The organism is Vibrio toranzoniae (assembly GCF_024347655.1).
In the GTDB taxonomy this organism is placed as follows: Bacteria; Pseudomonadota; Gammaproteobacteria; order Enterobacterales; family Vibrionaceae; genus Vibrio; species Vibrio toranzoniae.
This window is the reverse complement of record NZ_AP025514.1, coordinates 121114-136202: the sequence shown is the minus strand read 5'-3', so window position 1 is coordinate 136202 and position 15089 is coordinate 121114. Positions and strand designations below refer to the sequence as shown.

The window sequence follows — 15089 nt, the reverse complement described above, 5'->3', positions numbered from 1 at the left end:
GCCTTTAATTTGTATCTATTCGATAGCCTCAAAGACGTTGCCCAAGAATACCTAACAGAGCCTCAAGTTGAGGCTCTGCGTCAATCTTATGTGGTAGCGAGAAACGCCCATGAAGGGCAAACCCGTTCAACGGGTGAACCATACATTATCCACCCTGTAGCGGTTTCAAGAATTCTGGCAGAAATGCGTCTGGATATCGAAACTCTGCAAGCCGCCCTACTCCATGATGTAATTGAAGATACTGAAGTTACAAAAGAGGAGCTAGAAGCTCAATTCGGCACTACCGTTGCTGAACTGGTTGATGGTGTATCTAAGCTGGATAAGCTTAAATTTCGTGATCGCAAAGAAGCGCAAGCTGAGAACTTTCGCAAGATGGTTCTCGCTATGGTGCAAGACATCCGCGTTATCTTGATCAAATTAGCTGACCGCACGCACAACATGCGCACGCTTGGGGCTCTTCGTCCTGACAAAAAGCGTCGTATTGCCCGTGAAACCCTAGAAATCTATTCTCCGCTAGCTCATCGTCTTGGTATTCATAACATCAAGACCGAACTGGAAGAGTTGGGCTTCGAAGCCCTCTACCCTAACCGTTATCGTGTACTTAAAAACGTAGTGAAAGCTGCACGTGGTAACCGTAAGGAAATGATCCAACGTATCCATAACGAAATTGAAGGCCGTCTTGAAGAAGTCGGTTTGCCAGCGCGTGTGCTTGGTCGCGAAAAAAACCTGTTCTCTATCTACAACAAAATGAAAACCAAAGAACAGCGCTTCCACACCATTATGGACATTTACGCTTTTCGTGTCGTTGTGGATACCCCAGATACTTGTTATCGCGCACTTGGTCAGGCTCACAGCCTATACAAACCACGCCCTGGCCGCATGAAAGATTACATTGCGGTACCAAAAGCCAACGGCTACCAATCTCTGCATACATCAATGATCGGCCCTCATGGGGTGCCCGTTGAGGTTCAAATCCGTACTGAAGATATGGATCAAATGGCAGACAAAGGTGTCGCTGCACATTGGTCTTACAAAGGTAATGGCTCGCGCAGCAGCAACGGGACAACCGCACAGGTTAAAGCACAACGTTGGATGCAGAGCTTACTTGAGCTTCAACAAAGCGCAGGTAACTCATTCGAATTTATTGAAAACGTTAAATCTGATCTGTTCCCAGATGAGATCTTCGTGTTCACGCCGAAGGGTCGCATTGTTGAACTTCCTGCAGGTGCAACCGCGGTCGATTTTGCTTACGCGGTCCATACCGATGTCGGCAACATGTGCGTGGGGGCTCGTGTAGACATGAACCCTTACCCACTCAGCAAGTCGCTGAAGAATGGTCAAACGATTGAGATCATCAGTGCTCCGGGCGCTCGTCCAAATGCAGCATGGCTCAACTACGTGGTGACTTCTCGTGCGCGTACTAAGATCCGTCAGGTTCTAAAAACAATGCGCCGCGAAGAGTCGATTACGCTAGGTCGTCGTTTACTTAATCACGCCCTTGGCGAGCGTTCTATTGCCGATATCGGCCAAGAGAATATTGACCATGTATTGTCTGATCTTCGCCTGACCAACATTGAAGACTTACTGACATCAATTGGTCTCGGTGAGTTGATGAGTATCGTGATTGCTCGCCGTCTACTCGGTGATGCGGACGAACTGACTGAAATGGAAAACAGCAGCGGCACACCTAGGAAGAAATTGCCTATCCGTGGTGCTGAAGGTCTACTGCTGACATTCGCTAAATGTTGTCACCCAATTCCAGATGATCACATCATCGCCCATGTCTCTCCAGGTCGTGGTCTTGTGGTCCATCGTGAAACGTGTCCAAACGTTCGTGGTTACCAGAAAGAACCAGATAAATACATGGCGGTTGAATGGTCTGATGGTTATGATCAAGAGTTCATCGCTGAACTTAAAGTTGATCTACAAAACCACCAAGGTGCGCTGGCTGAGTTAACGAATGTTGTCTCAAAAACAGGATCTAACATTCACGCGATTTCAACGGAAGAACGTGATGGACGCTTGTACACTGTGACAATCTTGCTGACCACGAAAGATCGTGTTCATCTGGCAAGTATTATGAAGAAGCTACGTGTGATGCCACACGCGCTGAAGGTAAGACGTCGCAAGAACTGATCCAAGAGCAGATAGATAAAGCAGATGAGAGATACGAGTCTCGAGATGCGAAGAGCAAAAGCTTTTCACCACTCAACCTTTCGTATTTCGAGTCTGCTTTAATTTTTTGTGCCGCCCTGTTCTTTTGTACTCATTTACTCTAATCCCGAACATGCTCTAATCTTTTCGCATCTCGTTTACCCGCATCCCGTATCTGCTCTTAATCTTTTCGAATCTCGTTCACTCTCATCCCTCATCTGCTTCTAAGCTTTATCCTGTACAAAAATCCAGTAAAATGCTTGAATAGATCATCTCTCTTACGTATATGAGCCTTGTTATGTCACAGCTTTTATCTGCTATCCCTCTCAACTCTTTATCTGGAGTCGGCGCTAAAGTCGCAGAGAAACTGGAAAAGGTTGGGCTTAACAACGTACAAGACCTGCTATTTCACCTGCCTTTGCGCTATGAAGATAGAACACGTATCTATCCCATCGTAAAACTGCACGCGGGCCTTTGGGCGGCAGTGCAAGGTAAGGTGATGCACGTCGATACCATTTTTGGTAAACGTAAGATGTTAGCGGTAAAAATCAGTGATGGTAACGGCACCATTACTCTGCGTTTTTTCAACTTTACCGCCAGTATGAAGAACAACTTTGCCGAAGGCAAACAAGTGCATGCCTATGGCGAGATCAAGCGCGGCAATATGGGACTGGAGATCGTCCACCCGGATTACAAATTCTTTGCCCCAAGGCAGCAACCTGACGTTGAAGCTAACTTAACTCCGGTATACCCAACCACCGAAGGGCTGAGACAAGTCACACTGCGCAACCTGACTGACCAAGCGTTAGAGCTGATCGACAAGGCCGCCGTGAATGAACTTTTGCCTTCAGGTTTATACGATCACCAAATTACCCTCGCCCAAGCACTGCACACCATTCACAGACCACCTCCGGGCATCGACCTAGAGCTGTTTGATGAAGGTAAACACCCTGCGCAGCTGCGCCTGATTATGGAAGAGTTACTGGCTCAAAACCTGTCGATGTTGTCGGTTCGTAGCAAAGGGCAGCAAGACAAAGCGATACCTTTTCCTCAAGTGAATACGCTTAAAGATAAGCTACTGGCTCAGTTGCCGTTTTCGCCAACTAATGCTCAAGCACGAGTAACCAAAGAGATCGAAGCTGACCTTGAAAAGCCGCACCCAATGATGCGTTTAGTGCAGGGTGATGTAGGCTCAGGTAAAACCTTAGTCGCTGCACTGGCAGCCGTTCGAGCATTAGAACATGACCAACAAGTGGCGCTGATGGCCCCCACTGAACTGTTAGCCGAGCAGCATGCGATCAACTTCGCCAACTGGTTTGAAGCGATGGGCATTCAAATCGGCTGGCTGGCTGGCAAACTCAAAGGTAAGGCTCGTGAAACCGAGCTGGCGCGTATTGCCAGTGGCGAAGCACAAATGGTAGTCGGTACTCATGCGCTATTCCAAGAGCATGTCGAGTTCAAAAACCTTGGCTTGGTGATCATTGATGAACAGCACCGATTTGGTGTCCACCAGCGATTAGAGCTGCGTGAGAAAGGCGCTAAGCAAGGCTACTACCCTCACCAATTAGTGATGACGGCAACGCCCATTCCAAGAACATTAGCCATGACAGCGTATGCCGATCTCGAAACTTCGATTATTGATGAATTACCACCGGGTCGAACGCCCATTCAAACCGTGGCAATTCCTGACACCAAACGGGATGATATTGTCGAACGAGTGAGAAATGCGTGTCTCAATGAGGGCAAGCAGGCCTATTGGGTGTGTACGCTGATTGATGAGTCGGAAGTATTAGAAGCGCAAGCCGCGGCTGATACTGCAGAAGAGCTGCAACGCAAACTGCCTGATGTAAAAATTGGCTTGGTACACGGCCGAATGAAGCCTGCCGAGAAACAAGCAGTGATGCAGGAGTTCAAAGAGAACAAACTGCACCTGTTAGTTGCAACAACCGTGATTGAAGTCGGTGTGGATGTGCCGAATTCGAGCTTAATGATCATCGAGAACCCAGAGCGTCTTGGCCTAGCGCAACTGCACCAATTACGTGGCCGTGTTGGCCGTGGCTCGGTCGCAAGTCACTGTGTATTGCTGTACCACTCACCACTGTCTAAAACCGCTCAGAAGCGCTTAGGTGTGCTGCGTGAAAGTAACGATGGTTTTGTGATTGCGCAGCGTGACTTGGAGATTCGAGGCCCCGGTGAACTGCTTGGTACCAAACAGACAGGCTTAGCCGACTTCAAGATTGCCGACTTAGTTCGTGACCAGCGACTGATTCCTGAAGTGCAGCGTATTGCGCGTCATATTCATGATAGCTACCCAGAGAATGCCAAAGCGATCATCAACCGTTGGCTGGGCGAGCGTGATGTGTATTCTAAGGCTTAATAAACAAAGTAACGTTAACCCAAAACGTCAAAAGGCTTCCCTCAAGGAAGCCTTTTTCGTACTAGTCAGTTCAGCTCTAAGGTTTGACAGGGAAACTGATCTGCGCTTTCAAACCACCTTCACTACGGTTGTTCACCACCACTGCGCCTTGGTGCTGGCTGACAATACGTTTGACAATGGCCAAGCCCAAGCCTGTACCTTCACTGCCACGTGCCGTATCGCCACGCGTGAACGGCTCAAACAGCTTACCGACCTGGTCTTGCGGAATACCCGGCCCATTATCTTCCACCGTTACCCAAGCAAGCTTATTGTCGGCTGTCATTCCCGTCGATACCTTGACCCAACCATGACCATAACGCAGCGCGTTGACCACCAAGTTGCTCACCGCACGCTTCATTTCAATCGGGTTCCCTAAAGTGGGTTTCATTGATTCTGAAATGTCAGTTTCAATCTGTACCTCGTATCCACCCTCAGATATCGCAACTTCACGGGCAATATCATCGATAAACACCGCTTGGAATGAATCTCGGTCGACTGGCTTCAGGTAGTCCATAAACTGACTGATGATCTCGTTACACTCTTCGGTATCACTGATGATCCCTTCTGCTAAGTAACTCTCCTCTGGAGACATCATCTCTGTCGCTAAGCGAATACGCGTTAATGGAGTACGTAAATCGTGGCTGATACCCGCCATCAGCAGCGCTCGATCTTCTTCCAATTCTTGTATTCCTTTCGACATTTGATTAAAGGCTCGAGTGACGGAACGAATCTCTTGTGCACCTTGAACTGGCAATGGTGGGGGAATCTCACCTCGCCCGACACCTTGCGCCGCTTTCTCCAAGGTGATTAATGGTCGGTTCTGTAATCGAATAAACAACCAACCACCCGCGACAATCAACATCGCCATGATCAAGCTATTACGAAAAAGAGGGGCAAAATCTTCCTCTTGCAACTCTGATAGCGGAATACGAATTAAAGAATTAGGTAACTGCGCAATGTCCATCCACAACACATAACTCTCTTTGCCTAACATTAACCGCACTTCCGTCTCAGAGCCGAGTTCTTTGGTCATCTCCTCGCTCATCAGGTCAATCGCCACCGCATGGTAATACTCATCCGCCGCTCCGCTGTCCTTGGCATGAACGGTGACTCCTAGCTGTTCAAGCACACGCTGACGTAGCGGTGCATCAATCTCGATATTCATGTCACTGTCTTGATCCAACACTAGGTTTAACTCATGAGCCAAGATCTTATTAAACTGCTGCAAACTGGGCATCAAAGCATAGTTAAATACGGCGTAGTAAGAAAAAACTTGGCTGGCAACCAGCAAAGTTAACAAGAGCACTATCGACTGGGTAAAGGAGCTACGTATACGCATAGAAGGCCTAAAGTGAGGGATGATAAAGGGATATAGTGGGAACTATAGCTGTAATACCAATCACAGTAAGTAAATGATCATAAATAGCGCCGGAAAAAGGCTTGAGAACAAGGCAGCAATTTTTGATAAGTAGTTATTCTACAATCAAAATTTCTAACGAAGTTATCGAGCGTTTTAACAAGCTAGGATGAGCAGTTATTTACTACGATTGGTATCTCTCATTGTGCTGAATACAAAACGGGCCATCACATATCAATGAGATGACCCGTAAATAATAAACTCTGAATCACAGAACCGGTAAAGCCGCTTTTGATCTTATAACGCGAGATTACACCGCTTTACCTTCTGGAACGAAGACATAACCTAGGCCCCATACGGTTTGGATATAACGGGGTTTACTTGGGTCTTCTTCAACAAGGCGACGCAGACGTGAAATCTGAACATCAATAGAACGTTCCATCGCGGCATATTCACGGCCACGTGCCATGTTCATTAGTTTATCGCGAGACATTGGCTCACGAGCGTTGGTCACCAGTGACTTCAACACAGCAAACTCACCAGAAGTCAGTGGCATTGGCTCATCACCGCGGAACATTTCACGCGTACCTAGGTTCAGGCGGAACTCACCAAATTCAACCACAGACTCTTCCGAGCTTGGTGCGCCCGGCGCTTCAATCACTTGGCGGCGCATTACCGCTTTAATGCGAGCCAAAAGCTCACGCGGGTTAAATGGTTTCGGCAGGTAGTCATCGGCTCCCACTTCCAAACCCACAATACGGTCGACCTCATCACCCTTTGCGGTCAGCATTAAAATAGGCAGTGAGTTATTTGCGTTGCGTAGACGACGACAGATCGAGAGGCCATCTTCGCCCGGCATCATTAAATCCAATACCATCAAGTGAAAATTTTCACGGGTTAACAGGCGGTCCATCTGCTCACTGTTTGCCACGCTACGCACTTGAAAGCCCTGCTCAGACAGATAGCGTTCCAACAATGCACGTAAGCGAGCATCGTCATCGACCACTAAAATTTTGTAGTTTTCTTGCATGTAATGGTTCCACCTATTAAAGCTCAAACCGTAGGTTAAGCATTTTTGGTAAATTGTATAAGACATTAAAAATGTAACATTATTGGGGAAAAAGTCGCCTAAATAATTGTTAACGTATGTTGCCTTTCTATATATTCTATCTTAGAACATCATTTCATTAAGTCCGATTTATGAAAACCAAACTTATCACCCGAGAAGGTTATAACAAGCTCAAAGCAGAACATGACCATTTATGGCACGAAAAACGTCCAGAAATCACAAAAATAGTCACTTGGGCTGCAAGCCTTGGAGATCGCTCGGAAAACGCAGATTATACGTTCAATAAGCGTTTGCTTCGTCAGATTGATCGCCGAGTGCGTTTCTTACGCAAATTCCTACCTGATGTCACTATCGTTGATTACTCTCCGCAGCAAGAAGGTAAGGTATTTTTCGGTGCTTGGGTCGAAATTGAGAATGAAGATGGGGACATTAAAAAGTTTCGAATTGTCGGTCCCGAAGAGATCTACGGCGATGCTAAAGGTTATATCTCTATCGACTCGCCAATGGCAAGAGCTCTGCTCAAGAAAGAAGTGGATGATGAGTTTACGGTAACCACACCGGAAGGCGACAAAGAGTGGTTCATTAACTCGATTCGCTATAAATAAACCGAATAAGCGTGACCTATCGATTTATTATTAGCGTGGCTTTCGGCGTGTGTCGCTAGGCGAATGTTGAAAGGTGCGTTTGTAGGCTCGAGAAAAGCTCGATAGCTGCGAAAAGCCAACCTCGGCCGCGAGTTCGGTCATTGGCATGTTGCTGTTGCGAAGTAAAAGCTGTGCTTTTTGCATGCGTCGCTGCATAACATATTTTTGTGGTGTTACCCCAAACTGTTTTTGGCATAAACAGTAAAAGTGGCTCTCACTCAAATACATTGCATGAGCAAGCTGAGCATTCGTTAACGCAGTCGCGATGTGTTGGTCGATGTAAGCATTTAAGTAACTCGTTTCTAAACGGCGGTGAGGTGAAGGCGTGGTAGATGATGCCGACATTTGGCCTAATTGCGTTAAAAACAACGACACTAACTGGCAGTTTATCTGTGGTGACATCGTATCTTGCCGAACTTTCTGAGCGGCAAAGTCCAATAATATCTGGCTTTCGGCCCCTAAATCTAAAAAGTAAGGCTGCTGAAATATCGATTCCTGTAATGACAAATTACACGCTTGCTCTAGAGCTTGGATGTAAGGATCGGCAGGTGCTAAGTCAATGACCAATAACTCACTGTCTTCACTTAGGCCATTATAAAAATGCGGTGCATTATTGGGGATGACCGCCACCGTACCGTGACCTATTTGCCCACTTTCACGTTCAAACTCACACGCCATGGTACCTCGCCAACCTAGCAGTACTTGAGCATAGCTGTGTAGGTGCTGACCCTGGCGTCTAGCAATAACATTTCGTCTGATCTGAGTTTGATTCACCGTGTCTTTCCTACGTTTATCTGTGTGCTTAGTTTTCCCACTGTAGTGCTTCCTTCCCCAAAATCTTTCACTTTCGGAGTCTGAGTTAAATACCACAGAGTCTCAGGCAAATGTTCATCTCTTTTAACAGATAACATAACAATATATTAACAGGGAAGGAAGAATGACATGCAACTTAACCAACAACAGGTTCACAACGCACTACCGTGGCTACCTTTAGTCGACGCGCTAAAGGATATTTTCACTCGCGATGTAACGGCACCGATTCGTCATCACCACACCATGAATGTACCGCAAGATCCTAGCGCGACTTTACTATTAATGCCGGCATGGATTGAAGGTGAGTATTTGGGAGTGAAACAGGTCAATGTATTTCCGGGCAACTCTGCTCGTAATCAACCAGGGCTCAGCAGCCATTATCTACTTAGCTGTGGTAAAACTGGAAAAATGTTAGCTCAGATTGATGGGAACGAACTAACGGCACGCAGAACCGCGGCCGCTTCAGCATTAGCTTCTCATTATCTATCACGTGAAACGGCGAGCAAAATGCTGATGGTTGGAGCTGGGAGAGTGGCACGACGCTTAGTCCCAGCCCATATGAGTGTACGCCCAATCAAGACCGTTCATGTGTGGGATATTAATCAGTCCGCTGCTGAGCAATTAGCAACAGAGTTACGCGATGAAGGAGTGGACGCTGTTGCCTGCCCAAATGACCAACTGGAAGCGATAGCAAGAGACGCTGATCTGATTAGTTGTGCAACGCTTTCAACAGCCCCAATCATTAAAGGTGAGTGGCTTAAACCCGGTGCGCATTTAGACTTAGTAGGAAGCTTTACCCCTACGATGCGTGAAACCAACAATGAAGCGCTAAAACGAGCCAATGTTTTTGTGGATGTGAAAGCAGCAGCACTGGTTGAGACGGGCGAGTTGATCATGCCTATCCGTGATGGCGCGATTACCGAAGAGAGTATCTTAGCCGATTTCTCAACCTTGTGCAGTGGTCAACATGCGGGGCGTGCAGGCCTTGACGATCCTGAAGCCGCAATCACTCTTTTCAAATCGGTCGGTGATTCTCGTGAAGATCTGGCTGGCGCGATTCTGGCTTACCAGTCAGTACAGAGCGTTTAAATAGTAATAAGGCCGACGTGTACTTGGCCTTTTATTTTGCTGTCGCCTGTTTATCCACTAGCAGGATTTCCATACGCGGCGCACCTTGCTTGGTGTGGTTCTCGTGACTTTATTTGGAAAAATACCTATGACTAAAAAGAATTCAGATTATACGACGCCACCACCATTAGGCTTGGCGATCGTACCGATTATTCTCACCATTGCGCTGTTAGCGACACAAATTTTTTATTATGACGACTTCACCCCCCATATTGCGCTGGCCATTGGCTTCGCTATTACCGCGCTGGTTGGTTGGTATCAAGGGCTTCGGTGGCAGGACATAGAGTCCGGTGCATTTCGTGTTTTACACGTGGCGATGCCTTCAATAGCAACCCTTATTGTTGTGGGTATGCTAGTCAGCACTTGGATTGCCAGTGGTACGGTACCGACGCTGATCTATTACGGTTTAGTGTTAATCGAACCCGAATGGTTTCTGGCTGCCACAATGTTATTGTGCTCTGTCGTTTCCCTTTCTATTGGTTCGAGTTGGACCACCGTCGGTACGGTGGGCCTGGCCTTAGTCGGTATTGGTTTTGCTTTTGGTATCCCAGCCTACTGGACGGCGGGAGCCGTTGTATCTGGTGCTTTTTTTGGCGATAAAATCTCACCATTGTCTGATACGACCAACCTTGCCGCCGCTGTGACTGAAACTAATGTGTTCGCTCATATTCGCAACATGATGCCGACCACCATTCCAGCCATGCTAATCGCTTTAACGCTGTACTCCATTCTTGGTGGTGTGGTGATGAGCGATACGACATCAGGCGCTCAGCAGCTACAAGAAATCACCGCTATTCAATCGGGTTTGGAGAGTCATTTCTCTCTTGGTTTTCTTCCTTTGCTGCCACTTTTGGTGGTGATGGTGCTCGCTTTTTACAAAATAGCGCCGATCCCAGCCCTGTTTACAGGCTTTGTTTTCGGTGCCGGTGTGGCGGTGCATAATTATGATTACAACCTGAATGACATTCTGACATTTGCCCACAGTGGATACAAAATAGAGACAGGATCTGCAGCGCTGGATAATTTGCTGAATCGTGGTGGCGTCACATCCATGACCTGGGTGATTACCTTAATGATGTTTGCGTTGGCATTTGGTGGCGCGCTGGAGCGTACCGGATGTTTGGAGTCTGTCGTCAATGCAATAATGAAGTCCACTCGAGGTTTCAGAGGGTTACAAACCAATGCCATCCTCACTTCGGTAGCGACCAACGCCGTATCGGGTGATGTGTACCTCTCTATCGCGTTACCTGGCCGTATGTTTGGACCGCAATACGACAAACTCGGTTATAGCAGACTAAATCTATCCAGAGCGATTGAAGAAGGAGGCACATTAGTCTCGCCCTTGATCCCTTGGAATGCGGGTGGCGCATTTGTGATGGGAACATTAGGGCTGGTTGTCACTCCCGGTGATTACAGTGCCTTGCTATACGCACCATTGGCATTTGCTTGTTGGTTGTCACCCACTATCGGCATTATTTACGCTCAAACAGGGTGGTTCTCAAAGCGCACCGAGAAAAACGAAGCGACCAATAATGAGGTGGTTTCAGCCACCAGTGGCAGCCCCCACAGATCCATATAACACACGATTCTTTCGCTAAGCCAGTAGGTAAAACATGACACAATCCGCTATACACACACCGAATGAAGTTCAGTCCACTGTTGCAGTAATTGGTGCTGGAGTCGTTGGCCTTTGTACAGCCCTAGAAGCGCAGCGCCATGGCTATCAAGTTACACTGTTTGATAAGGGACTGCCGGGTAAAGGGGCTTCGTTTGGCAATGCGGGTTACTTAGCCACAGAATTGATGGATCCTTTGGCAACGAAAAAGACATTGTCTTCTGCGCCAAAAATGTGGATAGACCCAAAAGGTCCGCTGGCACTACCGTGGCAGTATCTACCCAAGGCGATCCCTTGGTTAGCACGCTTTGTTCGGTCGGCCTCTTCTTCAAAAGTTGAGGCAAGCCGAAAAGCGCTCTATCAACTCAATCAAGCAGCCGTTCCCGCTTGGCAACGCTGCTTGGCCGATATTGGAGCCCAAGAACATCTCGTACCGTCAGGCTATTTATTGGTATGGGAATCAGCAAGCAAATTAGAAGAGGCAAAAGCGCACGCTGCTTACCTTGCACAGTGGGAAGTAGAAAGTGTCTTATTGCAAGGAGCACAACTGAGGGAAAAAGAACCGGGGCTGGCTGAGACGGTCAGTCATGCTCTGTTTTTTCCCAATGCTTGCCGAGTTAAAGACCCTTACCTCCTATCAAAACATTTATTTGCGGTTTTTCAGGCCCGCGGGGGATGCTTTGAACAAGCTGAAGTAGACAAAATTCACCCACAAGGTAATTTCGTTAGAGTGGTCACCACGGATTTGCATGTGTTTGAGCATGCAATACTTTGCACGGGAGCGTGGGGGAAACCATTACTACAACAAGTGGGCATTTCCGTTCCACTCGAAGCTGAGCGTGGGTATCACTTGACGATAGATACAACGGACTTGGATACAACGGATTTGAAATCTAAGCCACTCAAACATCCTATTGGCTCAGCAGAGCGTAAATTTGTTATGAGCCCATTGGCGTCTGGTTTAAGGGTCGTGGGGATAACAGAAATAGGAGGCTTGCGTTTACCAGCGTTTACTCACAGGTTTCATGTGCTACGTCATCACAGCAGGCAACTGCTGCCGTTATTGAACAATTCGGCGTTGCCAGTGAGTGAATGGATGGGACACAGGCCCACGATTGCCGATTCACTGCCGGTGATAGATCGACACCCACATCATCCACAATTATTGTTTGCTTTTGGCCATCAGCACTTAGGATTGACTCAAGCCGCTATTAGCGCGGAGTTGGTGATCAGCTTGTTGCGTAAAACAGAGCCTGAGTTTGATGTTGCTCCTTATAGGGTGGATAGGTTTTAAGCCTTACCGATTGCCGCTAGCCACCCATTGAAACCCAATCTTTAACAGGCCGAGAGAAGCGGATTTTTCCGCTTCACATATCGCTTCATGCTTACACATCATTGACATATCACCGCTTGCTTGCGCTACTTTACTCCGTAGAATAGGGCCATCAACATCAAACTAGAGATTCATCGGATGAGCCAAGCTATCTGTCGACTGATCGCTGAAGAACTGAATGTTCGTTCTGAGCAAGTCACCGCCGCAGTAAACCTAATTGACGACGGTAACACCGTTCCCTTTATTGCCCGTTATCGTAAAGAAGTGACGGGAGGCTTAGACGATACCCAACTACGTAACCTTGATAGTCGCCTTTCTTACCTTCGTGAACTTGATGATCGTCGCCAAACGATTCTTAAGTCGATTCAAGACCAAGGTAAACTCACGCCAGAACTCGAGCGTGATATCACTCAGGCTGACAGCAAGACGCGCCTAGAAGATCTGTATCTACCGTACAAACCAAAGCGTCGCACTAAAGGTCAGATCGCCATTGAAGCAGGCTTAGAGCCACTCGCCGATACGTTATGGAATGAACCACAGCACGATCCTGAAACTGAAGCCGCTAACTTTATCAGCAACGATAAAGGCATCGCTGATACTAAAGCGGCACTCGATGGCGCACGTGCGATCATCATGGAACGCATTGCTGAAGACGCCAACCTGCTTGAGAAAATTCGCCAACACCTCACACGCAACTCGGAGCTAGTGGCGCGCGTTGTGGCAGGCAAAGAGCAAGAAGGCGAGAAGTTCAAAGACTACTTCGAACACAACGAAAAGCTCAGCAAAGTGCCATCTCACCGTGCGCTTGCGATGTTACGTGGCCGCAATGAAGGCTTCCTAACCCTGGCAATGAATGCAGACCCAGAGCAAGAAGAAGGTGTTCGTGGTTCATACTGCGAAAACATTATCTCTGATCACTACGGCATAACCCTAAGCAGTGCACCTGCGGATGCTTGGCGTAAGCAAGTGATCAGCTGGGCATGGCGCATCAAGGTGTCTATGCACATGGAAACCGAATTGATGGGCGCGATGAAAGAGCGCGCAGAGATCGAAGCGATTGAAGTATTCGCGACCAACTTGAAAGACTTGTTGATGGCGGCGCCTGCTGGCCCTCGAGCAACTTTGGGTTTGGATCCGGGTTTACGTACCGGTTCGAAAATCGCCGTTGTGGATTCAACCGGTAAGGTTCTCGCGACAGAAACCATTTACCCTCATCCGCCACAAAAGCAATACGACAAGTCTGCACACGTGGTTGAGCAGATGGTTCGCCAATTCAATGTTGATTTGATTGCGATTGGTAATGGTACCGCTTCACGCGAAACCGACAGTTTTGTGGCTGACGTAATTAAGCGCGGCAATCTAAAAGCGCAAAAAATTATTGTTAGTGAAGCGGGCGCATCGGTGTATTCTGCGTCTGAATTAGCAGCAAAAGAATTCCCGAACATGGATGTATCGATTCGTGGTGCGGTGTCTATCGCTCGTCGTCTACAAGATCCACTGGCAGAGCTGGTGAAGATTGACCCTAAATCGATCGGTGTGGGCCAATACCAGCACGACGTTAGCCAAACCATGCTCGCTAAACGCCTAGATGCGATTGTCGAAGACTGTGTAAACGCCGTGGGTGTTGATGTGAATACTGCGTCTGCCGCACTGCTAACTCGCGTCGCTGGTCTGTCTAACACCATCGCTCAGAACATCGTGGATTTCCGTGATGAGAATGGTCGTTTTGAAGCGCGTACCACATTGAAAAAAGTCGCTCGTTTGGGGCCAAAAGCCTTTGAACAGTGTGCCGGCTTCCTACGTATCATGAATGGCAAGAACCCGCTGGATGCTTCATCGGTTCACCCAGAAGCTTACCCCGTGGTGAAAACCATCGCTGAGAAAAACCACAAAGACATCAAGTCTCTGGTGGGCAATACAGATTTCCTACGAGGCTTACATGCGATTGATTACACCAACGAAAGCTTTGGTGTACCAACCGTAACCGACATCATTAAAGAGCTGGATAAACCGGGTCGAGATCCTCGCCCTGAGTTCAAAACAGCAACCTTCGCTGATGGCGTAAACAGCGTTTCAGATCTAGAGCCGGGCATGATTCTAGAAGGTGTGGTGTCAAACGTGGCCAACTTTGGTGCCTTCGTTGATATTGGTGTTCACCAAGACGGCTTGGTGCATATCTCTGCGCTCACCGATCGCTTTGTTTCAGACCCACGAGAAGTGGTTAAAGCCGGTGATATCGTCAAGGTGAAGGTGATGGAAGTCGATGCTCAACGTAAGCGTATTGCACTAAGTATGCGCATGAAAGATGAGCCAGGCCAAGACAACCGCGCACAACGTTCAAGTGCGCCTCGTACGCAAAACCGCCCGAATCAAAATTCACAAGGTGGACAGCGCCGTCGTGAGGAACCGCAACAAAACGCTGCGATGGGCGGTGCTTTCGCTGCTGCCTTTGCGAAAGCGAAGAAATAAGGTGCGCTAAAGCGAATAATCGGCGACTAACGAGTCAGTTTTCATCTTCAACAAAACTGACGTGCTAAAACAGAAAACCTGCACCCCTAAG

General features: G+C 47.8%; 10 protein-coding genes. 7 read left to right on the top strand and 3 right to left on the bottom strand.

Going from position 1 to position 15089, the window contains the following annotated elements:
- The first annotated feature begins 9 nt into the window (after positions 1 to 9).
- On the top strand, positions 10 to 2136 hold the full coding sequence (gene spoT / locus OCU50_RS00605) for a bifunctional GTP diphosphokinase/guanosine-3',5'-bis pyrophosphate 3'-pyrophosphohydrolase (protein ID WP_060466929.1): 2127 nt from the start codon (positions 10 to 12) through the stop codon (positions 2134 to 2136).
- A gap of 316 nt (positions 2137 to 2452) precedes the next feature.
- Entirely contained in the window at positions 2453 to 4531 is a 2079-nt protein-coding gene (recG, locus tag OCU50_RS00600; RefSeq protein WP_060466928.1) for an ATP-dependent DNA helicase RecG, read from the top strand.
- A 76-nt stretch (positions 4532 to 4607) separates the two neighbouring features.
- On the opposite strand, the gene envZ is transcribed toward recG, so the two are convergent.
- Together envZ and ompR are read right to left on the bottom strand one after the other, a co-directional pair.
- The gene (gene envZ / locus OCU50_RS00595; RefSeq protein ID WP_060466927.1) at positions 4608 to 5909 is read right to left on the bottom strand and encodes a two-component system sensor histidine kinase EnvZ; all 1302 of its coding nucleotides are present in this window, start codon (positions 5907 to 5909) and stop codon (positions 4608 to 4610) included.
- Positions 5910 to 6237: 328 nt separating this feature from the next.
- The gene (gene ompR, locus OCU50_RS00590; RefSeq protein ID WP_017055626.1) at positions 6238 to 6957 is read right to left on the bottom strand and encodes an osmolarity response regulator transcription factor OmpR; all 720 of its coding nucleotides are present in this window, start codon (positions 6955 to 6957) and stop codon (positions 6238 to 6240) included.
- A 170-nt stretch (positions 6958 to 7127) separates the two neighbouring features.
- Between ompR and greB the strand changes: the two genes are divergently transcribed.
- On the top strand, positions 7128 to 7601 hold the full coding sequence (greB, locus tag OCU50_RS00585) for a transcription elongation factor GreB (protein ID WP_060466926.1): 474 nt from the start codon (positions 7128 to 7130) through the stop codon (positions 7599 to 7601).
- A gap of 30 nt (positions 7602 to 7631) precedes the next feature.
- Here greB and OCU50_RS00580 read toward each other — a convergent pair whose 3' ends face one another.
- Positions 7632 to 8414, bottom strand: a complete 783-nt coding sequence (locus OCU50_RS00580) for an AraC family transcriptional regulator (RefSeq protein WP_060466925.1) — start codon at positions 8412 to 8414, stop codon at positions 7632 to 7634.
- A 168-nt stretch (positions 8415 to 8582) separates the two neighbouring features.
- Between OCU50_RS00580 and lhpI the strand changes: the two genes are divergently transcribed.
- The 4 genes from lhpI (at position 8583) to OCU50_RS00560 (ending at position 14998) form a co-directional block, all read left to right on the top strand.
- Complete coding sequence (gene lhpI, locus OCU50_RS00575) at positions 8583 to 9542, top strand: bifunctional Delta(1)-pyrroline-2-carboxylate/Delta(1)-piperideine-2-carboxylate reductase (RefSeq protein ID WP_060466924.1); 960 nt, start codon at positions 8583 to 8585, stop codon at positions 9540 to 9542.
- A 127-nt stretch (positions 9543 to 9669) separates the two neighbouring features.
- The gene (gene nhaC / locus OCU50_RS00570; RefSeq protein ID WP_060466923.1) at positions 9670 to 11160 is read left to right on the top strand and encodes a Na+/H+ antiporter NhaC; all 1491 of its coding nucleotides are present in this window, start codon (positions 9670 to 9672) and stop codon (positions 11158 to 11160) included.
- Between the two features lie 34 nt (positions 11161 to 11194).
- Positions 11195 to 12490: an NAD(P)/FAD-dependent oxidoreductase gene (locus tag OCU50_RS00565; protein WP_060466922.1), complete on the top strand. Its 1296-nt coding sequence runs from the start codon at positions 11195 to 11197 to the stop codon at positions 12488 to 12490.
- Between the two features lie 177 nt (positions 12491 to 12667).
- Positions 12668 to 14998, top strand: coding sequence for a Tex family protein (locus tag OCU50_RS00560; RefSeq protein ID WP_060466921.1), 2331 nt, complete (start codon positions 12668 to 12670; stop codon positions 14996 to 14998).
- Positions 14999 to 15089 lie beyond the last annotated feature (91 nt).

Coding starts and splice junctions, on each gene's coding strand:
- lhpI (WP_060466924.1), top strand. CDS start 8,583: ATGCAACTTAACCAACAACAGGTTCACAACGCACTACCGTGGCTACCT.
- envZ (WP_060466927.1), bottom strand. CDS start 5,909: ATGCGTATACGTAGCTCCTTTACCCAGTCGATAGTGCTCTTGTTAACT.
- OCU50_RS00560 (WP_060466921.1), top strand. CDS start 12,668: ATGAGCCAAGCTATCTGTCGACTGATCGCTGAAGAACTGAATGTTCGT.
- nhaC (WP_060466923.1), top strand. CDS start 9,670: ATGACTAAAAAGAATTCAGATTATACGACGCCACCACCATTAGGCTTG.
- OCU50_RS00565 (WP_060466922.1), top strand. CDS start 11,195: ATGACACAATCCGCTATACACACACCGAATGAAGTTCAGTCCACTGTT.
- recG (WP_060466928.1), top strand. CDS start 2,453: ATGTCACAGCTTTTATCTGCTATCCCTCTCAACTCTTTATCTGGAGTC.
- greB (WP_060466926.1), top strand. CDS start 7,128: ATGAAAACCAAACTTATCACCCGAGAAGGTTATAACAAGCTCAAAGCA.
- ompR (WP_017055626.1), bottom strand. CDS start 6,957: ATGCAAGAAAACTACAAAATTTTAGTGGTCGATGACGATGCTCGCTTA.